Annotated in this window: 20 protein-coding genes; 15 read left to right on the forward strand and 5 right to left on the reverse strand. The window is 68.7% G+C overall.

Annotated elements, in window-relative coordinates; translation table 11 throughout:
* Window positions 1-20 precede the first annotated feature (20 nt).
* From JWQ81_RS06225 to JWQ81_RS06240, 4 genes are all read right to left on the reverse strand, one after another.
* Entirely contained in the window at window positions 21-503 is a 483-nt protein-coding gene (locus JWQ81_RS06225; RefSeq protein ID WP_297538474.1) for a dihydrofolate reductase, read from the reverse strand.
* Window positions 503-1,300 (reverse strand): thymidylate synthase, encoded by a 798-nt coding sequence (locus JWQ81_RS06230; protein ID WP_297538476.1) that lies wholly within the window; start codon window positions 1,298-1,300, stop codon window positions 503-505. Before JWQ81_RS06230 ends, JWQ81_RS06225 begins: the two co-directional genes overlap by 1 nt.
* Before the next feature lie 88 nt (window positions 1,301-1,388).
* Window positions 1,389-1,823, reverse strand: coding sequence for an OsmC family peroxiredoxin (locus JWQ81_RS06235; RefSeq protein WP_297538478.1), 435 nt, complete (start codon window positions 1,821-1,823; stop codon window positions 1,389-1,391).
* Window positions 1,810-2,286, reverse strand: a complete 477-nt coding sequence (locus JWQ81_RS06240) for a MarR family winged helix-turn-helix transcriptional regulator (protein WP_297538480.1) — start codon at window positions 2,284-2,286, stop codon at window positions 1,810-1,812. Before JWQ81_RS06240 ends, JWQ81_RS06235 begins: the two co-directional genes overlap by 14 nt.
* A gap of 88 nt (window positions 2,287-2,374) precedes the next feature.
* Here JWQ81_RS06240 and JWQ81_RS06245 point away from each other — a divergent pair, with 88 nt between their 5' ends.
* The gene (locus tag JWQ81_RS06245; RefSeq protein WP_297538481.1) at window positions 2,375-2,878 is read left to right on the forward strand and encodes a DinB family protein; all 504 of its coding nucleotides are present in this window, start codon (window positions 2,375-2,377) and stop codon (window positions 2,876-2,878) included.
* On the opposite strand, the gene JWQ81_RS06250 is transcribed toward JWQ81_RS06245, so the two are convergent.
* Window positions 2,865-3,671 (reverse strand): DUF1295 domain-containing protein, encoded by an 807-nt coding sequence (locus JWQ81_RS06250; protein WP_297538482.1) that lies wholly within the window; start codon window positions 3,669-3,671, stop codon window positions 2,865-2,867. The two genes, JWQ81_RS06245 and JWQ81_RS06250, sit on opposite strands and share 14 nt — an antisense overlap.
* 87 nt (window positions 3,672-3,758) lie before the next feature.
* Here JWQ81_RS06250 and JWQ81_RS06255 point away from each other — a divergent pair, with 87 nt between their 5' ends.
* From JWQ81_RS06255 to JWQ81_RS06320, 14 genes are all read left to right on the forward strand, one after another.
* Window positions 3,759-5,024, forward strand: a complete 1,266-nt coding sequence (locus tag JWQ81_RS06255; protein ID WP_297538483.1) for an FAD-dependent oxidoreductase — start codon at window positions 3,759-3,761, stop codon at window positions 5,022-5,024.
* Window positions 5,021-5,755, forward strand: a complete 735-nt coding sequence (locus tag JWQ81_RS06260) for a DUF1365 domain-containing protein (RefSeq protein ID WP_297538485.1) — start codon at window positions 5,021-5,023, stop codon at window positions 5,753-5,755. The genes JWQ81_RS06255 and JWQ81_RS06260 overlap by 4 nt, the downstream gene beginning before the upstream one ends.
* Complete coding sequence (gene sigK, locus JWQ81_RS06265; RefSeq protein WP_297538487.1) at window positions 5,748-6,362, forward strand: ECF RNA polymerase sigma factor SigK; 615 nt, start codon at window positions 5,748-5,750, stop codon at window positions 6,360-6,362. The genes JWQ81_RS06260 and sigK overlap by 8 nt, the downstream gene beginning before the upstream one ends.
* Window positions 6,359-7,135 carry an anti-sigma factor gene (locus JWQ81_RS06270; protein WP_297538489.1) on the forward strand — a complete coding sequence of 259 codons (777 nt, stop codon included), beginning with the start codon at window positions 6,359-6,361 and terminating at the stop codon, window positions 7,133-7,135. Before sigK ends, JWQ81_RS06270 begins: the two co-directional genes overlap by 4 nt.
* A 249-nt stretch (window positions 7,136-7,384) precedes the next feature.
* On the forward strand, window positions 7,385-8,689 hold the full coding sequence (gene ftsZ / locus JWQ81_RS06275) for a cell division protein FtsZ (protein WP_297538491.1): 1,305 nt from the start codon (window positions 7,385-7,387) through the stop codon (window positions 8,687-8,689).
* Window positions 8,690-8,779: 90 nt separating this feature from the next.
* Window positions 8,780-9,484, forward strand: coding sequence for a peptidoglycan editing factor PgeF (pgeF, locus tag JWQ81_RS06280; RefSeq protein ID WP_297538493.1), 705 nt, complete (start codon window positions 8,780-8,782; stop codon window positions 9,482-9,484).
* 14 nt (window positions 9,485-9,498) lie between these two features.
* Window positions 9,499-10,233 carry a YggS family pyridoxal phosphate-dependent enzyme gene (locus JWQ81_RS06285; protein WP_297538533.1) on the forward strand — a complete coding sequence of 245 codons (735 nt, stop codon included), beginning with the start codon at window positions 9,499-9,501 and terminating at the stop codon, window positions 10,231-10,233.
* A 132-nt stretch (window positions 10,234-10,365) separates the two neighbouring features.
* Window positions 10,366-10,965: a cell division protein SepF gene (gene sepF / locus JWQ81_RS06290; protein ID WP_297538495.1), complete on the forward strand. Its 600-nt coding sequence runs from the start codon at window positions 10,366-10,368 to the stop codon at window positions 10,963-10,965.
* Window positions 10,966-11,062: 97 nt separating this feature from the next.
* A complete protein-coding gene (locus JWQ81_RS06295) occupies window positions 11,063-11,347 on the forward strand; it encodes a YggT family protein (protein WP_297538497.1) in 285 nt (94 codons plus the stop codon).
* A gap of 50 nt (window positions 11,348-11,397) precedes the next feature.
* On the forward strand, window positions 11,398-12,288 hold the full coding sequence (locus tag JWQ81_RS06300) for a DivIVA domain-containing protein (RefSeq protein ID WP_297538499.1): 891 nt from the start codon (window positions 11,398-11,400) through the stop codon (window positions 12,286-12,288).
* A gap of 119 nt (window positions 12,289-12,407) precedes the next feature.
* Window positions 12,408-13,169, forward strand: a complete 762-nt coding sequence (locus tag JWQ81_RS06305; RefSeq protein WP_297538501.1) for a hypothetical protein — start codon at window positions 12,408-12,410, stop codon at window positions 13,167-13,169.
* Window positions 13,170-13,822: 653 nt separating this feature from the next.
* Window positions 13,823-16,996 carry an isoleucine--tRNA ligase gene (gene ileS / locus JWQ81_RS06310; protein ID WP_297538504.1) on the forward strand — a complete coding sequence of 1,058 codons (3,174 nt, stop codon included), beginning with the start codon at window positions 13,823-13,825 and terminating at the stop codon, window positions 16,994-16,996.
* 434 nt (window positions 16,997-17,430) lie between these two features.
* Complete coding sequence (locus JWQ81_RS06315) at window positions 17,431-19,047, forward strand: penicillin-binding transpeptidase domain-containing protein (protein WP_297538507.1); 1,617 nt, start codon at window positions 17,431-17,433, stop codon at window positions 19,045-19,047.
* 141 nt (window positions 19,048-19,188) lie between these two features.
* Window positions 19,189-20,664: a potassium/proton antiporter gene (locus JWQ81_RS06320; RefSeq protein ID WP_297538509.1), complete on the forward strand. Its 1,476-nt coding sequence runs from the start codon at window positions 19,189-19,191 to the stop codon at window positions 20,662-20,664.
* Window positions 20,665-20,734 lie beyond the last annotated feature (70 nt).

Below are 20,734 nucleotides of genomic sequence, written 5' to 3' on the forward strand. Positions count from 1 at the left end.
TTGAACGTGGGACTCGCGGGTCAGGGGGTGCGGCGGTAGGTGGTGATGCGGTAGTCGAGACCGGAGCGGGAGTGTTGCCACGGGGAGTCGGCGTCGGCGGTCCACTCGGGGCCGATGGCCGGGGCCACGGCGTCGCCGTCGACGGTGACATCGACTTCGGTGACGACGAGTTGGTCGGCGAAGGGCAGCGCGGCGGCGTACACCTGCTCGCCACCGATGACCCAGACGTCGGTTTCGGTCAGGCTCAGTGCTTTTTCGACGCTCTCGACGGACTCCGCACCGTGGGCCGAGAAGTCCGGACTCCGGGTGAGAACGACGTTCCGCCTGTCCGGCAGAGGCCGCACTTTCGGCGGCAGCGACTCCCACGTCAGCCGGCCCATCACGACGGTCGCCCCGAGGGTCAACGTCTTGAAGTTGGCCTGATCCTCGGGCAGACGCCAGGGGATGGTGCCGTCGACGCCGATGACGCCGTTCGAGGCCTGTGCCCAGATCAGCCCGATCATCAGACGGCCACCGGTGCCTTGATCGCCGGGTGGTGGCGATAGTCGATCAGCTTGACGTGCTCGAGTTCGTAGTCGAACAGCGACGGCGCCTTGTCCAGCTCCAGCCGCGGGAAGGCCAGCACCTCGCGCGAGAGTTGCTCGGTGACCTGGTCGACGTGGTTGTCGTAGATGTGGCAGTCCCCGCCGGTCCAGACGAAGTCCCCGACTTCGAGCCCGACCTGCTGCGCCACCATGTGTGTCAGCAGCGCGTAGCTCGCGATGTTGAACGGAACACCGAGAAACAGATCCGCGCTGCGCTGGTAGAGCTGGCACGACAGCGTGCCGTCGGCCACGTAGAACTGGAACATCGCGTGGCACGGCGGCAGGGCCATCTTCTCGATCTCGGCGACGTTCCAGGCCGACACGAGCATGCGCCGCGAGTCGGGATTGGTCCGCAGGGTGTCGAGCACCTGGGAGATCTGGTCGATATGGCGGCCGTCCGGAGTAGGCCACGAACGCCATTGGACGCCGTAGACCGGGCCGAGGTCGCCGTTCTCATCGGCCCATTCGTTCCAGATGGACACGCCCTGCTCCTGCAACCACCGGACGTTGCTGTCACCGCGCAGGAACCACAGCAGCTCGCCCACGACCGAGCGGAAGTGCACCCGTTTCGTGGTGATCAGCGGGAAGCCCCGGGCCAGGTCGAACCGCAGCTGGTGCCCGAACACACTGCGGGTGCCGGTTCCGGTGCGGTCCGTTTTGGGCGTCCCGGTCTGGAGGACGTGGGCCAGGAAATTCTCGTACTGGGAGTCCGCCACGGGAGGTCAGCGTACTGGACCTGCACTCAAGTGCGCGGCACCTGCCCACGCGTGTACACGAAGTGCACACGCGTGGGCGTGGGTGCGCTCAGACGAGGGCGGCGTCCAGCGTGATGGTGGTGCCGGAGAGGGCCTTCGACACCGGGCAGGTCTGCTCGGCGGTCTTGGCGAATTCGGCGAACTGGTCGTCGGTGACGCCGTCGAGCTTCGCGCGGAGCGTGATCGCGATGCCGCTGATCTCGAAACCGCCGCCGGCGGCCGGGCCGAGGGTGACTTCGGCGCTGACGTCGATGGAGTCCGCGACGAGCTTCTGCGACTCCAGCACGCCCGACAGGTTCATCGCGAGACAGGACGAATGTGCCGCGGCGATGAGCTCTTCGGGGCTGGTCTGTCCGTCCGGGTTGCCGGCGCGGGTCGGGAACGACACGGAGAACGTGCCGGCGTTCGAGGAGTCGAGGGTGACTTCCCCCGAGCCCTTCTGCAGTCCGCCGGTCCAGTGGGTGGTCGCGTCACGGCTGGGCATTCGGTGCCTCCTGGGTAGTGGATATGGCGAGCGCTGACGCCGTCAGCGCCTTCAACGTGCGGATGAGGTCTCGCCGCGGACCGTCGTCGAGCCCGATCGCGCACCCGATCACCGGCGGGATGCCGGTGACGCGTTCACGCAGGCCCTCGCCCGCCTCGGTCAGAGTGACCGACACGGTGCGCTCGTCGGACGCGAGCCGGTGACGGGTCACCAGCCCGGCCGTTTCGAGCCGTTTCAGCAGCGGCGAAATCGTGCCGTAGTCCAGGTGCAGGGCCTCGCCGATGTCCTTGATCGACCGGGAGTCGCGCTCCCAGAGGACCAGCAGCACGAGGTACTGCGGATACGTGAGGCCCAGCTCGTTCAGAAGCGGCCGGTAGACGTCTGTAACCGCTCTTGACGCCGCGTAGAGCGCGAAGCAGACCTGCTCGTCGAGCAGGAAATGCTCACCACTGGAGGACGACATGGAAATAACCTAGCCCACGATTACATCGTGCACAAGGTATCTGGGTAAACGGCTCGCGAACAGGGGCCGGCGGCGGCACACTGCCCCCATGACAGACACCCGCCCTGACCCGCCGATGACCGGCGACGAGCGCGCACAGCTCAACGGCTTCCTCGACTACCAGCGCGCGACGGTGGTGCTCAAGGCAGGCGGCCTGACCGACGAGCAGGCGCGGCAAACCTACGTCCCCAGCGAGCTCACCACCATCGCCGGGCTGGTCAGTCATCTCACCCTGGTCGAGGATTACTGGTTCGGCATCGTCGTCGACGGCGGACCCGACAAGTGGGAGGAGGCGCTCAAGGACGACCCCGACGCCGAGTTCCGCCTTGCCGCCACGACCCCGGTTGCCCGGCTGATCGCGGACTACGAGACCCAGTGCGAGCTCAGCCGCCAGATCGTCGCCAAGCTCGACTTCGACGCCGAGGTCCCGTTCCGCGACAAGGGAAACGTCAACCTCCGCTGGGTGGTCACGCATATGATCGAGGAGACCGCCCGCCATGCCGGCCACCTCGACCTGCTGCGGGAACTCACCGACGGCGCTACGGGGGAGTGACGCCCTTGCGCGGCGGCAGCGGGAAGAACCCGCTCGTCCGCTCGACGTAGTAGGCGTAGCCGGGCCGGGATTTCCGCATTCCCTTCTCCAACAACGGTTTCCCGGTTCCCTTCGTCAACGTGTACGTCATGGCCAGCGGTGAGAGGATCGTCGCCGCGCCGGGCCAGGTGGAGCAAGCCAGGAGGTAGAGCCCCCACCAGACGCAGGCGTCCCCGAAGTAGTTCGGGTGTCGGGTGTAGCGCCACAAACCGGTGTCGAGCACCTTGCCCGTGTTGTCGCGCCCGGCCTTGAACCGCCGCAGCTGCTCATCCCCGACGGTCTCGAAGCCGAACCCTGCCAGCCAGAGCGCGACGCCGAGCCACGCCGTGACGCCGAATCCGCTCGAATACTCCGCGAACTGGACCGGCAGCGAGACGAACCAGAGCACCACGCCCTGGAAGAGGTACACGGTCACGAAGATCCGCAGGCCGGGGTGGTCACCCGCGCGTTGGACGATGTCCACATACCGCGGATCCTCCGGCAGCTTGCGGTTGCGCAGCTGCAAGTGGACCGCCAGCCGCAAGCCCCAGACCACGGTCAGCACGGTGACGACGACCCGCAACGTCGTCGAGCCATCGGAGGACGCGAACGTCACCAGCGCGATGATCGCGAACCCGAGCCCCCAGAAGGTGTCGACCGTGTCGTACCGCTTGCGGAGCCGGGCCACCGCGAAGGTCGCCAAGACGCCCGCGAGCGTGACGACGGCCGTGATCGCCAGGTTCGCGCCGACACCGTTCATATCGACACTGTTCATACCGGGGATTCGCGCCTGCCCGCGGCCGGGATTGGAACCGATTCACTTTGCTCCAATCCGGCAGGCCCGCGGCCCCGAATACCCGGTGTGCAGACCAACGGACAACGCATCGGCGTGATCGGCAGCGGGGTGGCGGGCTTGACCGCCGCATACCTGCTGCAGCGACGTTTCGACGTACTGCTGTTCGAGGCCGACGGCAGGCTGGGCGGACACGCCCACACCCACGACGTACCCAGCGCGCACGGCGGCACCATCGGCGTCGACTCCGGGTTCATCGTCCACAACGAACGCACCTACCCGAACCTGCTGAGGCTGTTCCGCGAACTGGGCGTGGCCACCCAGGACACCGAGATGTCGATGAGCATCCACTGCGACGGCTGCGGGCTCGAGTATGCCGGTGCAAAGGGCCTGCGAGGCCTGTTCGCCCAGCCCCGCAGCTTCGCCCGCGCCAAGTACCTGCGCATGCTGGTCGAGATCAAGCGCTTCCACGGCCACGCTCGGCGGGTGCTCGACTCACCGGACGGCGACGTGACGATCGGCGCGTTCCTCGACGCCGGGCGGTACACCAAATACTTCGTCGACCACTTCATGCTCCCGGTGGTCTCCACGGTCTGGTCCGCCGACCGTGCCGACACCCTGCGCTATCCGGCGCGCTACCTGTTCGAGTTCCTGCGCAACCACGGCATGCTCTCGGTCGGCGGTTCGCCGAGCTGGCGCACGGTGGTCGGGGGCTCACGGGAGTACGTCGACCGGGCGGTCAAGCAGCTCACCGCGGTGCACCTGTCGACGCCGGTCCTCTCGGTCCATCGGCGCGCCGGCGGGATCGAGATCCGGGACGACGCCGACACGGCCCACCACGTCGACCGGGTCGTCATCGCCACGCACGCCGACCAGGCCCTCACCCTGCTCGCCGAGCCGACCCGGACCGAGCGCGACGTCCTTTCGCCGTTCCGCTACTCCGACAACGAAGCCTGGCTGCACACCGACGCGGCCGCGCTGCCGGTTTCGCCCGCGGCCCGGTCCGCCTGGAACTTCCGGTCCTCGACCTGCGGGTCGGACGAAGGCGCGGTGCAGGTCAGCTACGACATGAACCGGCTGATGCGGCTCACGGAGCCGACCGGGTACGTGGTCACCCTGAACCCACCCGCCCCGCCGCCCGCGCGGTCCGTCGTCGCCAGGATGGACTACAGCCACCCCGTTTTCACCCCTGAATCCGTTGCGGCGCAGCGCCTGCTGCCCGGGCTCAACGACGGGACGGTCGCTTTCGCCGGCGCCTACCACGGCTGGGGCTTCCACGAGGACGGCTGCGCATCCGGAGTACGCGCCGCGGAATCCTTCGGGGTGACCTGGTGATCGTTCCCGCCCTGTATGACTCGACGGTCGCCCACGTCCGCCGGATCCCGCCGCGGTTCTCCTTCGCCCACCGCATGTACTTCTGGCTCGTCGACCTCGACGCGCTGCCGAAGTTTCCCTGGTGGCTGAGGCCGTTCGCGCGGTTCGACGGCCGGGACCACTTCGCCGCCGGCGACGCGGCGCCCGTCCGGTCCAAAGTGGACGCCTGGTTGGCCGCGCGTGGAGTCGATCTCGCGGGCGGACGGGTGCTCATGTTGGCCAGCGCACGAGTGCTGGGCTACGTGTTCAATCCGATCACCGTCTACTGGTGCCACCGGGCCGACGGTGAACTCGCCTGCGTCATCGCCGAAGTCCACAACACCTACCGGGGGCGGCATGCGTATCTGCTGTACCCGGACGCCGACGGCCGGGCGGAAGCGGCGAAAGAGTTCTACGTCTCGCCGTTTCAGTCGATGGACGGCGAGTACCGGATGCACCTGCCGCGGCCGGGGGCGCTGCTCGCGGTCACCGTCGCGCTGCGCCAGGGCGGCGACACCGTGCTGACGGCCACCCTTCGGGGCGAGCGCAAACCCGCGGATCGGCGGTGGCTGGTGCGTATGGTGCTCGCACGACCACTTCTGCCGCAGCGGGTGTCGGCGCTGATCCGGAAGCACGGTGTCACCCTGTGGCTGCGCAAGGCGCCGATCACCCCACGCACGCCCGAAACCAGCGGAGGACACCTCAATGGATGAGGCTGCAGGATCGGCAGGATCGGCAGGGCGCCCGCGTGGCGTCTCTTCCACGGAACCCGGACCGACCGCCGAGGAACTTCTCGTGCGGGTCGCCAAGGGTGACGAGCCGGCGTTCGAGCTGTTGTACGAAAAGCTCGCCGGGCCCATTCTTGGCCTGGTGCGCCGAGTCGTCCGGGACGGCGCACAGTCCGAAGAGGTCGCCCAAGAGGTCCTCGTCGAGTTGTGGCGCACGGCCACCAGATACTCACCCGAGCGGGGGAGCGCGATGAACTGGGCGATGACGCTGGCCCACCGACGCGCCGTCGACCGGGTCCGGTCGGCCCGCGCGAGCACCGACCGCGAGCAGAAGGCGACCTTCGAAGCCGCCCGCGCGCGTCCCTTCGACGAAGTGGCCGAAGCGGTCACTTCGCGCTGGGAACGCCAACAGGTGCGCAAGTGCCTGAGCAACCTGACCGAACTGCAGCGCGAGTCGGTGATGCTGGCCTACTACCAGGGCTACACCTACCGCGAGGTCGCCGAAGTGCTGTCGGCCCCGCAGGGAACCATCAAGACGCGGCTGAGGGACGGCCTCATCCGGCTGCGCGACTGCCTAGGGGTGACCGCATGACTTCGCCTGAGATGCACACGCTCGCCGGTGCGTTCGCCGTCGACGCGGTCAGCGACCTGGAACGGGCGCGGTTCCAGCGCCACCTCGAGGAGTGCGAGTCCTGCTCCCTGGAAGTCCGCGAACTGCGGGCCACGGCCGCCCGGCTCGGTGCAGCGGTGGCGGTGGATCCGCCGCCGGAGCTCAAGGCGCGGGTGCTGGCCGAGATCCGGACGACGCGGCAGCAGCCGCCGAACGCCGGCCCGGAGCTCCTCGAACGGTCAAAGGGGAGCGCGCGGGTGCCGCGCTGGGCGCTGGGTCTCGTCGCGGCCGCGGCGGTCGTCGGGCTCGCGCTGGCCGGGGTGTTCGGCGGCGTCGCGCTGGATACACAGAGCCAGCTCAGCGACGCCCGGGCCCAAGCAGCCCAGGTCAAGGACGCCTACGCGCCGGTGGCGGAGCTGCTCGGCGCTCCCGACGCGCAGGCGGTGCACGGCCCGGCCACGGTCGGTGGCGGTGGCACCGTGGTGGTGTCCCGGTCCCTGAACAAGCTGATGTTCATGCCGAACCAGTTGCCGGCGCGGACGTCGGACACGGTCTACGAGGCGTGGCTGATCAGTGCGAGCGGCCCGCCGCGGCCGTTCGGCCTGCTTCCGGGCGGCGCGCAGGACAATTCCGTCGTCGTCGCCGACGGGATCGGCGGCGCCAACCGCGTCGCGCTCTCGGTCGAGCAGGCCGGTGGTTCGAAGACCGGGCTGCCCTCGGACGACAAGGTGCTCAACATCGCGATGCCCGCCTGACGGCCCGGTTTCCAGCCCCGCGAAACGCCCCTTCCGGCTCCGGGAGGGGCGTTTTCGGATGCCGTCGGGAAAATGTTGTGGCGAAACACCTTTGCAACACACGGCGTGGCTGCTGGATTAGAACGCGTGCGATGCCTACCGTCCTGTTTCAACGCCGGTGGTTGACATAACTCTGACCCTTAAGTTTAGGTTGAAGGTTTCTCGCATCCGGCGGGCGGCACAGGCAAAACGATCAGGAAGGCGGAGCCGATGACTCCCCCGCACAACTACCTTGCGGTGATCAAGGTCGTCGGCATCGGCGGCGGCGGCGTCAACGCTGTGAACCGGATGATCGAGGTCGGCCTCAAGGGCGTCGAGTTCATCGCGGTGAACACCGATGCGCAGGCCCTGCTGATGTCCGATGCCGACGTCAAGCTCGACATCGGCCGCGAACTGACCCGCGGTCTCGGCGCCGGCGCGGCCCCCGAAGTGGGCCAGCGCGCGGCCGAGGACCACCGTGACGAGATCGAAGAGGTCATCAAGGGCGCCGACATGGTGTTCGTGACCGCCGGTGAGGGTGGTGGCACCGGGACCGGTGGCGCCCCCGTCGTCGCGCAGATCGCCCGCAAACTGGGCGCGCTGACGATCGGCGTGGTCACCCGGCCGTTCACCTTCGAGGGCAAGCGCCGCGGCAAGCAGGCCGAGGACGGCATCCAGGCGCTGCGCAACGAGTGCGACACGCTCATCGTCATCCCCAACGACCGGCTGCTGCAGCTCGGCGACATCGGCGTCTCGCTGATGGACGCCTTCCGCTCGGCCGACGAGGTGCTCCTCTCCGGGGTCCAGGGCATCACCGATCTCATCACCACGCCCGGCCTGATCAACCTCGACTTCGCCGACGTCAAGAGTGTGATGTCCGGGGCAGGCAGTGCGTTGATGGGAATAGGGAGCGCACGCGGTGAAGGCAGGGCCATCCAGGCTGCCGAGAAGGCGATCAACTCGCCGCTTCTCGAAGCCTCCATGGATGGTGCGCATGGCGCGCTGCTTTCGATCGCAGGCGGTTCCGACCTGGGACTCTTCGAGATCAACGAGGCTGCTTCGCTCGTCCAGGAGTCGGCCCACCCCGACGCCAACATCATCTTCGGCACGATCATCGACGACTCGCTCGGCGACGAGGTCCGGGTGACCGTGATCGCCGCCGGGTTCGACGCCGGCGCGCCGACGCACAAGAAGCTCGACCCGTCCACGTTCGGTTCCGGCTCCCGCGGCTCGACCGCGTCGGCCTCGGCCGGGCAGGTCGGTGGGGGCGCCAACCCCGTCGAGACCAGGCAGAACACCGGTATCGCGGGCGACCAGACCCGCAACGGCTACCCGGTGGCTCCGCCGCGCGCACCGATCCCGGCCGCGGGCAACGGGTCGATGTCCGGCGGCCTCCCGCAGGGCAGCGCGGCCGGCCGCGGGTACCCGACGCGGGGCACGACGCCCACCCAGGGGTCGATGCAGTCCCACGCCAACACCGTCCAGCACGACCCGGCGGACGACGAAGTGGATGTTCCTCCCTTCATGCGTCGGTAAGCTTCGCCCTCAAGGCCACCTTTAGTGCGTAGAACGCACCTAAGGTGGCCTTGAGTGCGTTTGGTGGCAGTTGAGCGAAGGAGCAGGGGCTTGCGGGTTCGGCGTGTGGTGACCACCAGGGCGGGCGGGGCTTCGACGGCTCCGTACGACTCGTTCAATCTCGGCGACCACGTCGGCGACGAGCCGTCGTCGGTCGCCGTGAACCGCAAGCGGCTGGCCTCGGAGCTGGGGCTCGGTGAGGACAGGCTGGCCTGGATGGAACAGGTCCACGGCCGCATGGCCACGATCGTCGACGGCTCCGAGACCGCACCGGCCGAGGCGACCGATGCCCTGGTCACGGCGGAACCCGGCCTCGCGCTCGTGGTCCTCGTCGCCGACTGCGTTCCCATCCTGCTGTCCGAGCCCGAAGCGGGCGTCGTCGCCGCGGTGCACGCCGGCCGGGTCGGTGCCAGGGTCGGCGTGGTCCCGGCCGCGATCGAGGCGATGGTCTCGCTCGGCGCACGGCTCGACCGCGTCGAGGCGCTGCTCGGGCCCGCCATCTGCGGCGCCTGTTACGAGGTGCCCGCGGCGATGGCTCAGGACGTCGAGGCCCACCTGCCCGGCAGCGCCGGCAAGAGCCGCAAGGGCACGCCGTCGATCGACCTGCGGGCCGGGCTGTGGCGTCAGCTCGCCGACCTCGGGGTCGGCAAGATCGGCACGGACCCCCGCTGCACCGCGGAGGACAAGACGTTGTTCAGCTATCGCCGCGACGGCACCACCGGAAGGATCGCCGGCATCACCTGGGTCGAAGCGTGAGCGCGCCCCAGCCGATGACCGCCGAAGCCCGGCGGTCCGAGCTGGCCGCGTCGCTGGCCGAGGTCGAGGGCCGGATCGCCCAGGCGTGCACCGCGGCCGGTCGTGCCCGCGACGAGGTGCGCCTGCTGGCGGTCACGAAGACTTTCCCCGCGCTCGACGCCGCGTTGCTCACCGACCTCGGTGTCGTCGACCTCGCGGAGAACCGGGACCAGGAAGCCGGCGAGAAGGCCGTCGAGGTCGCTTCGCTGCGGCCGGAGGCGCACTCGCGCTGGCACATGGTCGGCAGCCTCCAGCGCAACAAGGCTCGGTCCGTGGCGCGGTGGGCGGCCGAAATCCAGTCCGTGGACTCGGAGCGGCTCGCCGGCGCGCTGGACAAGGCCGTCCGCGCCGCGCGCGACGCGGGAGAGCGGGAAAACGCGCTGGATGTGCTGATCCAAGTCAGCCTCGACGGCGATCCCGCGCGCGGCGGATGCCCGCTCGACGACTTAGCCCATTTGGCCGAATGCCTCACCCGCGCGGGTGATTTACGCTTGCTCGGCCTGATGGCCGTCGCGCCGTTGGGTACTGATCCGGACAAGGCATTCGAGCTGCTCGCCCGCGCGGGGGAGACTCTCCGCAAGGATCACCCGGATGCCGTAGAGCTCTCCGCGGGCATGAGCGGCGATCTCGAGCGGGCGATCGGGCACGGCTCCACGTGTGTGCGTGTCGGTACCGCGTTGCTCGGCGGACGCGGTTTAGCCTCGCCGTAGGGAGTGCGCCCGGCGGCGTGGCCCGTGGATCTTTATCGGCTGGCCCAGGACCTGTTTCTGGGGCAGATTGGTCCCAGGGAAACGCCGAACCGGGCATGCGAAATGCGGGAGCGGCTAGGGCTAGGGAGAGGCATGAGCGCGCTGCAGAAGCTGAAGGCCTACTTCGGGATGGTCCCCGCCGACGAGGACGGGTACGACGTCGAAGACGACTACCGACGTGGCTATGGCGACGAGGACGAGTACGACGCTTACGAAGAGTCACCATCTCGGGCGAGGCGCCGGTACCGACCGGCTGACGAATTCGACGACGTGCCCGCCGTGCGGACGCGCAGCCGGCCGGTGACGGCGGCTGAGCCCTCGGTGCACGGCGCGTTGGCGATCGACCGCCAGCCGGAGCCCGTCGCCCGGCTGCGGCCGGTTCCGGAGCAGGCGAGGCCCGCGACACGCGACCCGCTGAGCCGGATCACCACCCTGCACCCGAGCAGCTATCTCGAGGCGCGGGCGATCGGCGAGCACTACCGCGAGGGCATCCCGGTGATCATCAACCTCACCGAGATGGACAACGCGGACGCGAAGCGTCTCGTCGACTTCGCCGCGGGGCTCGCGTTCGCGCTCCGCGGGTCGATGGACAAGGTCACCAACAAGGTGTTCCTTCTCTCACCGCCCGACGTCGACGTGACCGCCGAGGACCGCCGCCGGATCGCCGAAGGCGGCCTCTTCCTGCGGAACTGAGGTCGGTCCGGGGGTCGGAGGTGATTAATCCGACTCGCGGAGCCGAACACGGCGATCCAACTGCGTGTTTCCGGCCGAGCCATGGCAGAGTGGAGACGTGGAAGCGGTCTGGCTTGTCGTCTGGTACGTCCTGTTTGCGTTCTGGCTTTTGCTGACAGCACGTATCGTTATCGAGCTCGTTCGTGCGTTCGCGCGCGAGTGGCATCCCGCCGGGGGGGTTGCGGTAACGCTGGAGACCATCTACACAGTGACGGACCCGCCGGTCCGATTGGTCCGGCGGATCATCCCGATGGTGCGAATTGGCGGCGTCGGACTGGACTTATCGATTATGGTTCTGCTGCTGGTTGTGTTCATCCTGATGCAACTGGCGACTCCCAGGTGATCGGGGACCAGGGAGTGACCTGTAGGCCATGGAGTGCGTGAGGTGATCTGATGTCGTTGACCCCCGCTGACGTGCATAACGTCGCGTTCAGCAAGCCTCCTATTGGCAAAAGGGGCTACAACGAGGACGAGGTAGATGCTTTCCTCGACTTGGTGGAGACCGAACTTGCCAGGTTGATCGAGGACAACAACGAGCTGCGGCAGCAGGTGGAGCAGCTCGATTCGGAGCTGGAGTCCACCCGCGGCGAGCTCGAAACGGCCAAGGTGAGCGCTGCCAGCGCTCCGCCGCCGCCGCAAGTGCGGGACGAGCCGTCCCGCAGGCTGGCGCCGGTGCCACCACCGCCGTCCGCACTTGAGCAGACCCAAGCGCACCCGATGGTCGACCGAGGCGATAACGGTGAGCCGAACGTCCAGGCCGCGAAGGTGCTGGGTCTCGCACAGGAGATGGCGGACCGGCTGACCGCCGAGGCGAAGACGGAATCCGACGGCATGCTCGCGGAGGCCCGGACCAAGTCCGAGCAGTTGCTCTCCGATGCCCGGTCGAAGTCCGACTCGATGGTCAACGAGGCCCGTACCAGGGCCGAGACCATGCTGAACGATGCCAGGACCAGGGCCGAAACCCTGGAACGGCAGGCGCGCGACAAGGCGACCACGATGGATCGCGAGTCGCAGCGTAAGTACACCGAGACGATGAACAACCTGAACGCCGAAAAGGGCGCGCTGGGCAAGAAGATCGAGGAGTTGCGCACGATCGAGCGGGAGTACCGCACGCGGTTGCGCGGGTTCCTCGAGTCCCAGCTGCGTGAACTCGACGACCGGGGGTCGGCCGCTCCGGCGTCGGCCTCGGCGTCCGGCTCCGCTCCTCAGGGCAACTCGGGCGGTAGCGGTGGTTCCGGCAGTGGCCAGGGCTACTCGTTCGGCCCGCGGGCCGAAGCAGGCTAGTTGTCGGGTGACTGATCCGGGGCGGCTTCGCGCCCGGTGATCACGAACAGAAAGGGCCTCGACACTCCCGGTGGGAGGGTCGAGGCCCTTTTCGTGGTCTGTCCGTGCTGTAATTCATCGTGCTCTACATGGTTCTCGTACTGGTGTTGGCGGCTCTGGGGCTGCTGGTCACGGCGTTGATCACGGCCAACTCGTTCTGGGCCTGGATCTCCATCGTGCTGTCCGTGGTGGCCGGGGTCCTCCTGATCGCCGATTGGCTGCGTCGCCGCCGCAAGCGTTCGGCGGCGGCCGCCGAAGCAGAGCCTGACGTCGATGCCGCCGCCGATACCGATGCCGCTGCCACCGCTGCCGACGCTGACCAGGTCGAAGGCGAACGCCCGGTTGAAGACTCCGCCGCCGAAGTCACCGAAGTCGTCGAGACCACGTCGGCGGCCGAGCAGACCGAGCTGCTGCCGGCCTCGGGTGAACTCGATCCCTCGTCGACGGCCGCGCCGGCCGTGGACGACCTCGCCGCGGTGACCACCGAGCCGGACAAGGCCGACGAACCTGTCGAAGAAGCAATCGAAGCCACTCCCGAACCCGCTGTCGAAGAAGAGCCTGCCGCGCCCGCGAGGGCGCAGAGCAAGTCCTCCGATCCCGGCGAAGAGCAGACGGACGCGGCCGACCTCCTGATCGTGTCGGAACTCGACGTCGAGGTGCTGGTGGTCGACGAGTACCCGCGCTACCACGTCCGCGAGTGCGTCTGGCTCGCCGACCGCGACACCATCCCGATCGGCGTGTCCGAAGCGCGTGAACTCGGCTTCACACCCTGTGACCGCTGCGGTCCCGACGCCAAGCTCGCGACCGCCCAGCGCGGAAAGCGAAAGTCCTCCGCGAAGTAAGACTTGTGAGCGTTCCGGCCTGCCCGGGTGCGGGTGTCCCGCAGAACGTTTGGAGCTGCGGCCGATGGTCGCCAGCAGCTCGTGCACCGGCGCTTCGGTGAGCCCGACGCCGGTATCGGTGATCCTCAGTGAGTTCGCTCCGGTTTCGAGGGTTATTTCACCCGTTGTGTCCGGATCGACCGCCCGGCGCGCGGTGATCGCGTCGACGGCGTTCTGCAGCAGCTCGCGGACGTAGACCCGCGGGCTGGAGTACAGGTGATGGCTGAGCAGGTCGACCACGCCGCGAAGTCGACTTGAAAGGTGCGGACCACAGTGTTTCTCCCCAGGTGATCCCTCAGATGGTGGTCGTCCTGTCGGGAGGCGGGTCGCCGGAAATCCGCTTTGCGCCTCGGGTTAACCTAGGAGGACCAAAGGCACCGATCCGGCCATCACCGGGGAGCCTCCGGAAGAACCGGGCCGCGCACCATCGGCCCGTAGTAGAACCGGACGGGTGCGGCCCGTGACAGCCGTCGAACGAGCGGCCCGTGTCTTGCGACACGGGCAAGCGGGGTGGTACCGCGGAACGCGCCGGCGACGGTGGCGTCTCGTCCCCGTGTGGACGTACCGGCAGACGCCGGCGCGTCGCATGGAGCAGACGACCGCGAGGAGCGCCGATGTACCCCCAGGCTCAGTTGGGTGAGGAGATGGGCCAGGTCCCGTCCCAGCCGTCCTTCCCCAAGCTCGAAGAAGCCGTACTGGCGTACTGGGAATCGGACCGCACGTTCCAGGCGAGCATCGAGGCGCGCGAGGCCGGGGCCAATGGCGCCAACGAATTCGTGTTCTACGACGGTCCGCCCTTCGCCAACGGCCTGCCGCACTACGGCCACCTGCTCACGGGGTACGTCAAGGACATCGTCCCGCGTTACCAGACCATGCGCGGCAAGCACGTCGAGCGCCGGTTCGGCTGGGACACCCACGGCCTGCCCGCCGAGCTGGAAGCCATGCGGCAGCTCAAGATCACCGAGAAGTCCGAGATCGACGAGATGGGCATCGACGTCTTCAACGCGGCCTGCCGCGAGTCGGTGCTGCGCTACACCGGCGAATGGCGGGACTACGTCACCCGCCAGGCGCGCTGGGTCGACTTCGACCACGACTACAAGACCCTCGACGTCACCTACATGGAATCGGTGCTCTGGGCGTTCAAACGCTTGTGGGACAAGGGATTGGTCTACGAGGGCTACCGCGTCCTGCCGTACTGCTGGCGGGACGAGACCCCGCTGTCCAACCACGAGCTGGTGATGGACGCCGACGTCTACCGCAGCCGCCAGGACCCGGCCGTCACCGTCGGTTTCCGCATGGAGGGCAACGGCGCCGAACACGCCGACCTCGACGGCACCTATCTGCTGATCTGGACCACGACCCCGTGGACGCTGCCGTCCAACCTTGCGACAGCCGTGCATCCCGAGGTCGACTACGTCGTCGTCGAGCACGATGGCAAGCGGTTCCTGATGGCCGAGGCCCGCGTCGGCGCGTACGCCCGCGAGTTGGGCGAGGAGCCGCCTGTTGTGGGCCGCTACAAGGGCGAGCAGCTGCTCGGTGTCCGTTACGTGCCACCGTTCCCGTACTTCGTCGGGCACGAGGGCGCGCACCGCGTCCTGGCCGCGGACTACGTCACCACCGACAGCGGCACCGGGGTCGTGCACATCGCGCCCGCCTACGGTGAAGAGGACAAGGTCGTCACCGACGCGGCCGGCATCGCCCCGGTCACGCCGGTCAACGCGCAGGGCAAGTTCGACGCCCAGGTGCCCGACTACGAGGGCCAGCAGGTCTTCGACGCAAACCCGAACATCGTCAAGGACCTGAAGAACGGCACCGGGTCCGCCGGGCGCCAGGGCGCGGTGCTGCTGCGCCAGGAGTCCTACGAGCACTCGTACCCGCACTGCTGGCGCTGCCGGAACCCGCTGATCTACCGCGCGGTGTCCTCGTGGTTCGTCGCGGTCGCCGAGTTCAAGGACCGGATGGTCGAGCTGAACCAGCAGATCACCTGGTACCCCGAGCACGTCAAGGACGGGCAGTTCGGCAAGTGGCTGGCGAACGCGCGCGACTGGTCGATCTCGCGCAACCGGTACTGGGGCACACCGATCCCGGTGTGGATGTCCGACGACCCGAACTTCCCCCGCACCGACGTCTACGGCTCGCTCGACGATCTCGAGCGAGATTTCGGCGTCCGGCTCGACGACCTGCACCGGCCGTTCATCGACCAGTTGACCCGGCCGAACCCGGACGACCCGAGCGGCCAGGCGACCATGCGGCGTGTGCCGGAGGTGCTCGACGTCTGGTTCGACTCGGGCTCGATGCCCTTCGCCCAGGTCCACTACCCGTTCGAGAACGGCGACTGGTTCGAGCACCACTACCCGGGCGACTTCATCGTCGAGTACATCGGCCAGACCCGCGGCTGGTTCTACCTGCTGCACGTGCTCGCGACGGCGCTGTTCGACCGGCCCGCCTTCCTCACCTGCGTCTCGCACGGGATCGTGCTGGGCTCGGACGGGCAGAAGATGTCGAAGTCCCTGCGCAACTACCCCGACGTCAACGAGGTCTTCGACCGCGACGGCTCGGATGCGATGCGCTGGTACCTCATGTCGAGCCCGATCCTGCGCGGCGGCAACCTGATCGTCACCGACCGGGGCATCCGCGACGCCGTGCGCCAGGCCGTGCTGCCGCTGTGGAACTCGTACTACTTCCTCGCGCTCTACGCCAACGCCGACGGCAAGGAAGGGCACTTCCGCACCGACTCCGCGCACGTGCTCGACAGGTACGTGCTGGCGAAGACGCATGAGCTGGTCACCGACGTCCAGTACGCGCTGGACGTCTGCGACATCGCCGGTGCGTGTTCGACGGTCCGGGACTTCCTCGAAGCGCTCACGAACTGGTACGTGCGCCGCTCGCGCGACCGGTTCTGGTCCGGTGACCAGGACGCCATCGACACGCTGCACACCGTGCTCGAGGTGGTCTGCCGGGTGGCGGCGCCGCTGCTGCCACTGACCACCGAGGTCGTCTGGCGCGGGCTGACGGGCGAGCGGTCGGTGCACTTGACCGACTGGCCGAACGTCAACGAGCTCCCCGCCGACGCGGCGCTGGTTACCGCGATGGACAGGGTGCGTCAGGTCGCCTCGTCGGCGTTGTCGCTGCGCAAGGCGAACAAGCTGCGCGTCCGCCTGCCGCTGTCGAAGCTGGTGGTCGCGGCGGCCGACGCCGAGCCGCTGCGCGAGTTCGCCGACATCCTGCAGGACGAAGTGAACGTCAAGACCGTCGAGCTGACCACGGACGTCGGTGCGCACGGTGGGTTCGAGGTCGTCGTCAACGCGCGGGCGGCCGGGCCGCGCCTGGGCAAGGACGTCCAGCACGTGATCAAGGCCGTCAAGTCGGGGCAGTGGACCACCTCGGAGTCCGGGGCGATCGTCGCGGCCGGCCACGAGCTGCTGGACGGCGAGTACGAGCGTCGCCTGGTCGCGAAGGACACCGGCGCGGCGGCCGAGCTGCCCGGCGGGTCCGGCCTGGTGCTGCTCGACACGGTCGTGACCGACGCCCTCGCCCAGGAAGGCATCGCGCGCGACCTGATCCGCGTGATCCAGCAGGCTCGCCGCGAGGCGGACTTCGACGTCGCCGACCGCATCGACCTCGTCGTCGACGCACCGGCCGACGTCGTGACCGCGGCACAGGCCTACGAGGACGTCATCAAGGCCGAGACACTGGCCCTGTCGGCGACCTACGCCGAGGTCGCGGACGGTTTCGCCGGCACCGTCGGCGACGGCGTCAAGGTGACCGTGCGGGTCACCAAGGCCTGACACTCGGCCTTCCAGCGGGCACTTTTGTGGCTCTTCGGTCGTCTGTGTGGGTGTACGGCGGATGCCGGTGTCCGGAGCTGGGTGTGGGACTCGTCGGTTTGACTGTGGGACTCGCACAGCGCTGAACGTGGGACTCGCACAGCGCGTCGGCGAGTCCCACACTCCGGCCCGGCGAGTCCCACGTTCAAGTCGACGAGTCCCACCTTCACCACCAGCCGACCACACCCGCTGACCTCAAGAACCTCACCCGGCACCCACTGAGGCGTCGCGGACCCACACATACGACACAAGAGCTACAAAAGTGCCCGCTGAGCGGGAGGGCGTGAAGCGGATTCAGGTTGGTTGCTCACATGCCGGTAACGGCAGGGGCCCGCCAACGATGACCCAGTGAGCCGAATGCGCGACGCGCACGGGTTAATGGGGGAGTCCGCACGATGAGTCCTGCAGGGAAACGGGCCATTCTCGCTGGGGGAGCGGTCGCGGTCATCGCGATCGTGGTGGCCGCCGTGGTGATGGTGAAGGGCGGCTCGCCGTCCACCGCCGCGGCCGACGGCTCCACTTCGGACGATCCGGCCGTCGTGGTCGCGAAGTACCTCGACACCTTCGGCGCGGGTGACGGGACGCAGGTCGGCACCTGGACGGACGACCCGAAGTCGATGGCGACCGCGTACCTCGCGACCTGGCAGGGGCTGCAGACCCAGACCGTCAGCGCCTCGCTGAAGCAGCTCGTGCCGCCCGCGGCAGGGTCGGACAAGGCCAGTGCGACCTTCACCCTCGCCTGGACGCTGGGCAACCAGAAGTCCTGGACGTACGACGACTCGATGGACCTCGTGCACACCGGCGGGCACTGGCTCGTGCACTGGACCCCGGCGCTCATCCATCCGAAGCTCACCGCCGGTCAGCACCTCGCGCTGGGTAGCGGCGCCGCGCCCACCAACGGACCCGCCGTCGTCGACCGGGACGGCAAACCGATCATCGCCGGCGGCACGACCAACCCGTTCCCGCTGCTGCAGAGCGCGCTGGGCGGCCCGGCGAAGCCCGCTGCCGGCGCGCCCGCGGGGAGCTACGAGATCAACCGCGCCGACGCGTCGGGCGTGAAGATCGACACGCTGGTGTCCGTCGGCCAGCCCGCAGGCACATCGCAGTCGCAGACGCAGACCTCGACGCTCAGCGTCGCGACCCAGGCGGCCGCGCAAGCCGCCGTCGACGGGCTCAGCGGGTCGGCGATGCTCGTGGCCATTCAGCCGTCGACCGGCGGGATACTCGCCGTCGCGCAGAACGGCGCCGCCGGCACCCAGCCGAAGGCCCTGAACGGCCTGTACGCGCCCGGTTCGACGTTCAAGATCGTGACCGGTACCGCCGCGCTGGAACAGGGCGACGTGACCACCGAGACGTCGCTGCCGTGCCCCGGCTCCGCGGAGATCGGGCAGCGCACGATCAAGAACGAGAACTTCCAGTTCCCGCCGATCCCGATGCGCACCGCGTTCGCGCACTCGTGCAACACGACGTTCGCCCAGCTCGCGTCGCAGTTGCCGGCCGACGGCCTGCAGAAGGCCGCCGACCAGCTCGGGCTCAACGCCGACTTCACCATCCCCGGCCTGACCACCGAAGCCGGCAAGGTCGAGGCCGCCGCCGGCCCCGCCGAGCAGGTCGAGGACGGCATCGGACAGGGCGTCGTGCAGGCCAGCCCGTTCGGCATGGCGCTGGTCGCCGCGACTGTGGCGCACGGCAAGGCCGTCACACCGCAGCTCTGGAAGGACCAGCCGACGGAGGTCGGCACGGGTTACCACGCGCCGTCGGCGTCGGTGATCGCTTCGCTGCGGAAGATGATGCGCGAGGTCGTCACCGGCGGGACCGCGACCAAGGGGCTGGGCGGCACCAGCGGCACGGTCTACGGCAAGACCGGCACCGCCCAGTTCGGCGACGGCGACCAGGCCAACGGCTGGTTCGTCGGCTACCGCGGCGACGTGGCCTTCGCGATCTTGCTGGAGGGCTCGAACGACTCGAAGCCCGCGGTCACCCTCGCCGCGAAGTTCCTCGGGAAGCTCTGACGGTCGCGCTTGGACGGTCGGCGAACTCGCGCGCCGCCGGACCATTTCGCGTTGCGCCAGCGGGAAAACGCGGGTGCGCCGACCGGCGCCCCGGCGTGCCTCAGTATCCTTAGCCCGTCGAACACGGCTTAGGGAGGCGAAATGGACCAGCTTCCCGTGGTGTTGGGCGTCGGCGGCGCGGTCCTGATTCTCGCGGTGCTCGCCGTCCGGGTGTCGACGCGCCTTGGCCTGCCGTCGCTGCTGCTGTATCTCGCGATCGGTGTGCTGATCGGCGAAGCCGGGTTCGGCGTGCGGTTCGACAGCCCGTCGATCACCCAGTCGCTGGGCCTGGCCGCACTCGTCATGATCCTCACCGAAGGCGGCCTGACCACCCGGTGGGCGGCGGTCAAACCCTCGCTCGGCATCGGGGTAGCACTGTCCACTGTGGCCGTTGTGGTGAGCATCGCGGTCACCGGTGTCGCGCTGCATTGGTTGCTGGGCCTCGATTGGCGGATGGCGTTCCTGTGGGGCGCGGTCCTCGCCTCGACCGACGCGGCCGCGGTGTTCTCGGTGCTGCGCTCGGCCGGAGTCGGCAAACGGCTTGTCGGCGCGTTGGAACTCGAGTCCGGGATCAACGACGCCCCGGCGTACATCGCCGTCGTCGTGCTGTCCGAGGGCAGCGCGGACTGGACGTTGCCGCTGCTGGTCGTCTACGAGCTCGGAGCCGGGCTCGCGATCGGGTTGCTGTTCGGTTGGATCGGCGCGTTCGCTCTGCGTCGATCCGCGCTGCCCGCGACGGGTTTGTATCCGCTCGCCACGGTGGCTGTGTGCGTACTCGCGTACTCCAGCGGACAACTGGCGCACGCTTCGGGACTGCTCGCGACCTACGTCGCGGGCGTGGTGCTGGGGAATTCGAAGCTGCCCCACCGGTCGGACACGCTGTCGTTCGCCGAAGGGCTGGGCTGGCTCGCGCAGATCGGGCTGTTCGTGCTGCTCGGGCTGTTCGCGTCGCCCGAGCGGCTGCTCGACACCATCGTCCCCGGGCTCGTCGCCGGGGCGGTGGTCCTGCTGCTGGCGCGCCCGATCTCGGTGCTGGTCTCGCTGCTGCCGTTCAAGGTCCCCTGGCCCGAAAAGGTCTTCCTGTCGTGGGCTGGGCTGCGCGGGGCGGTGCCGATCGTGCTCGCGATGATCCCGCTCGCGCAGGGCGTTCCGGGCGCTGAACGGCTGGTCGACGCCGTGTTCGTGCTGGTCATCGTGCTCACCCTGCTCCAAGGGACCACGCTGGCGCCCCTGGCGAGGAAGCTCGGGCTCAGCGTCGCGTCGGAGGCGGAGGAGATCGAGGTCGACTCCGCGCCGCTGGACGAGCTTGGGGCTGAGCTGCTGCAGGTGCGCATCCAGCCTGGGTCGAAGTTGCACGGTGTCTACCTGTCCGAGCTCCGGCTGCCCACAGGGGCAACGGTGAGCCTGGTCGTGCGCGACGGCACCGGGTTCACGCCGCTGCTCAGCAGCCGCCTGCAGGAGCGCGACCAGCTGCTCGTCGTCACCACCGAGGCCGTGCGCGACGCCGCCGAGCACCGGCTCCGCGCCGTCGATCGCGCCGGCCGACTCGCCCGCTGGAAAGGCGAGTCCGGGGCTTAGCGCTGCTCGTGGGCCTAGCGGCGCTAGGGGTGAGCGTCATCTCAGCGGGTGGACGGGTACTCGCGTGCTC

The organism is Amycolatopsis sp. (assembly GCF_025464955.1).
GTDB lineage: Bacteria > Actinomycetota > Actinomycetes > Mycobacteriales > Pseudonocardiaceae > Amycolatopsis.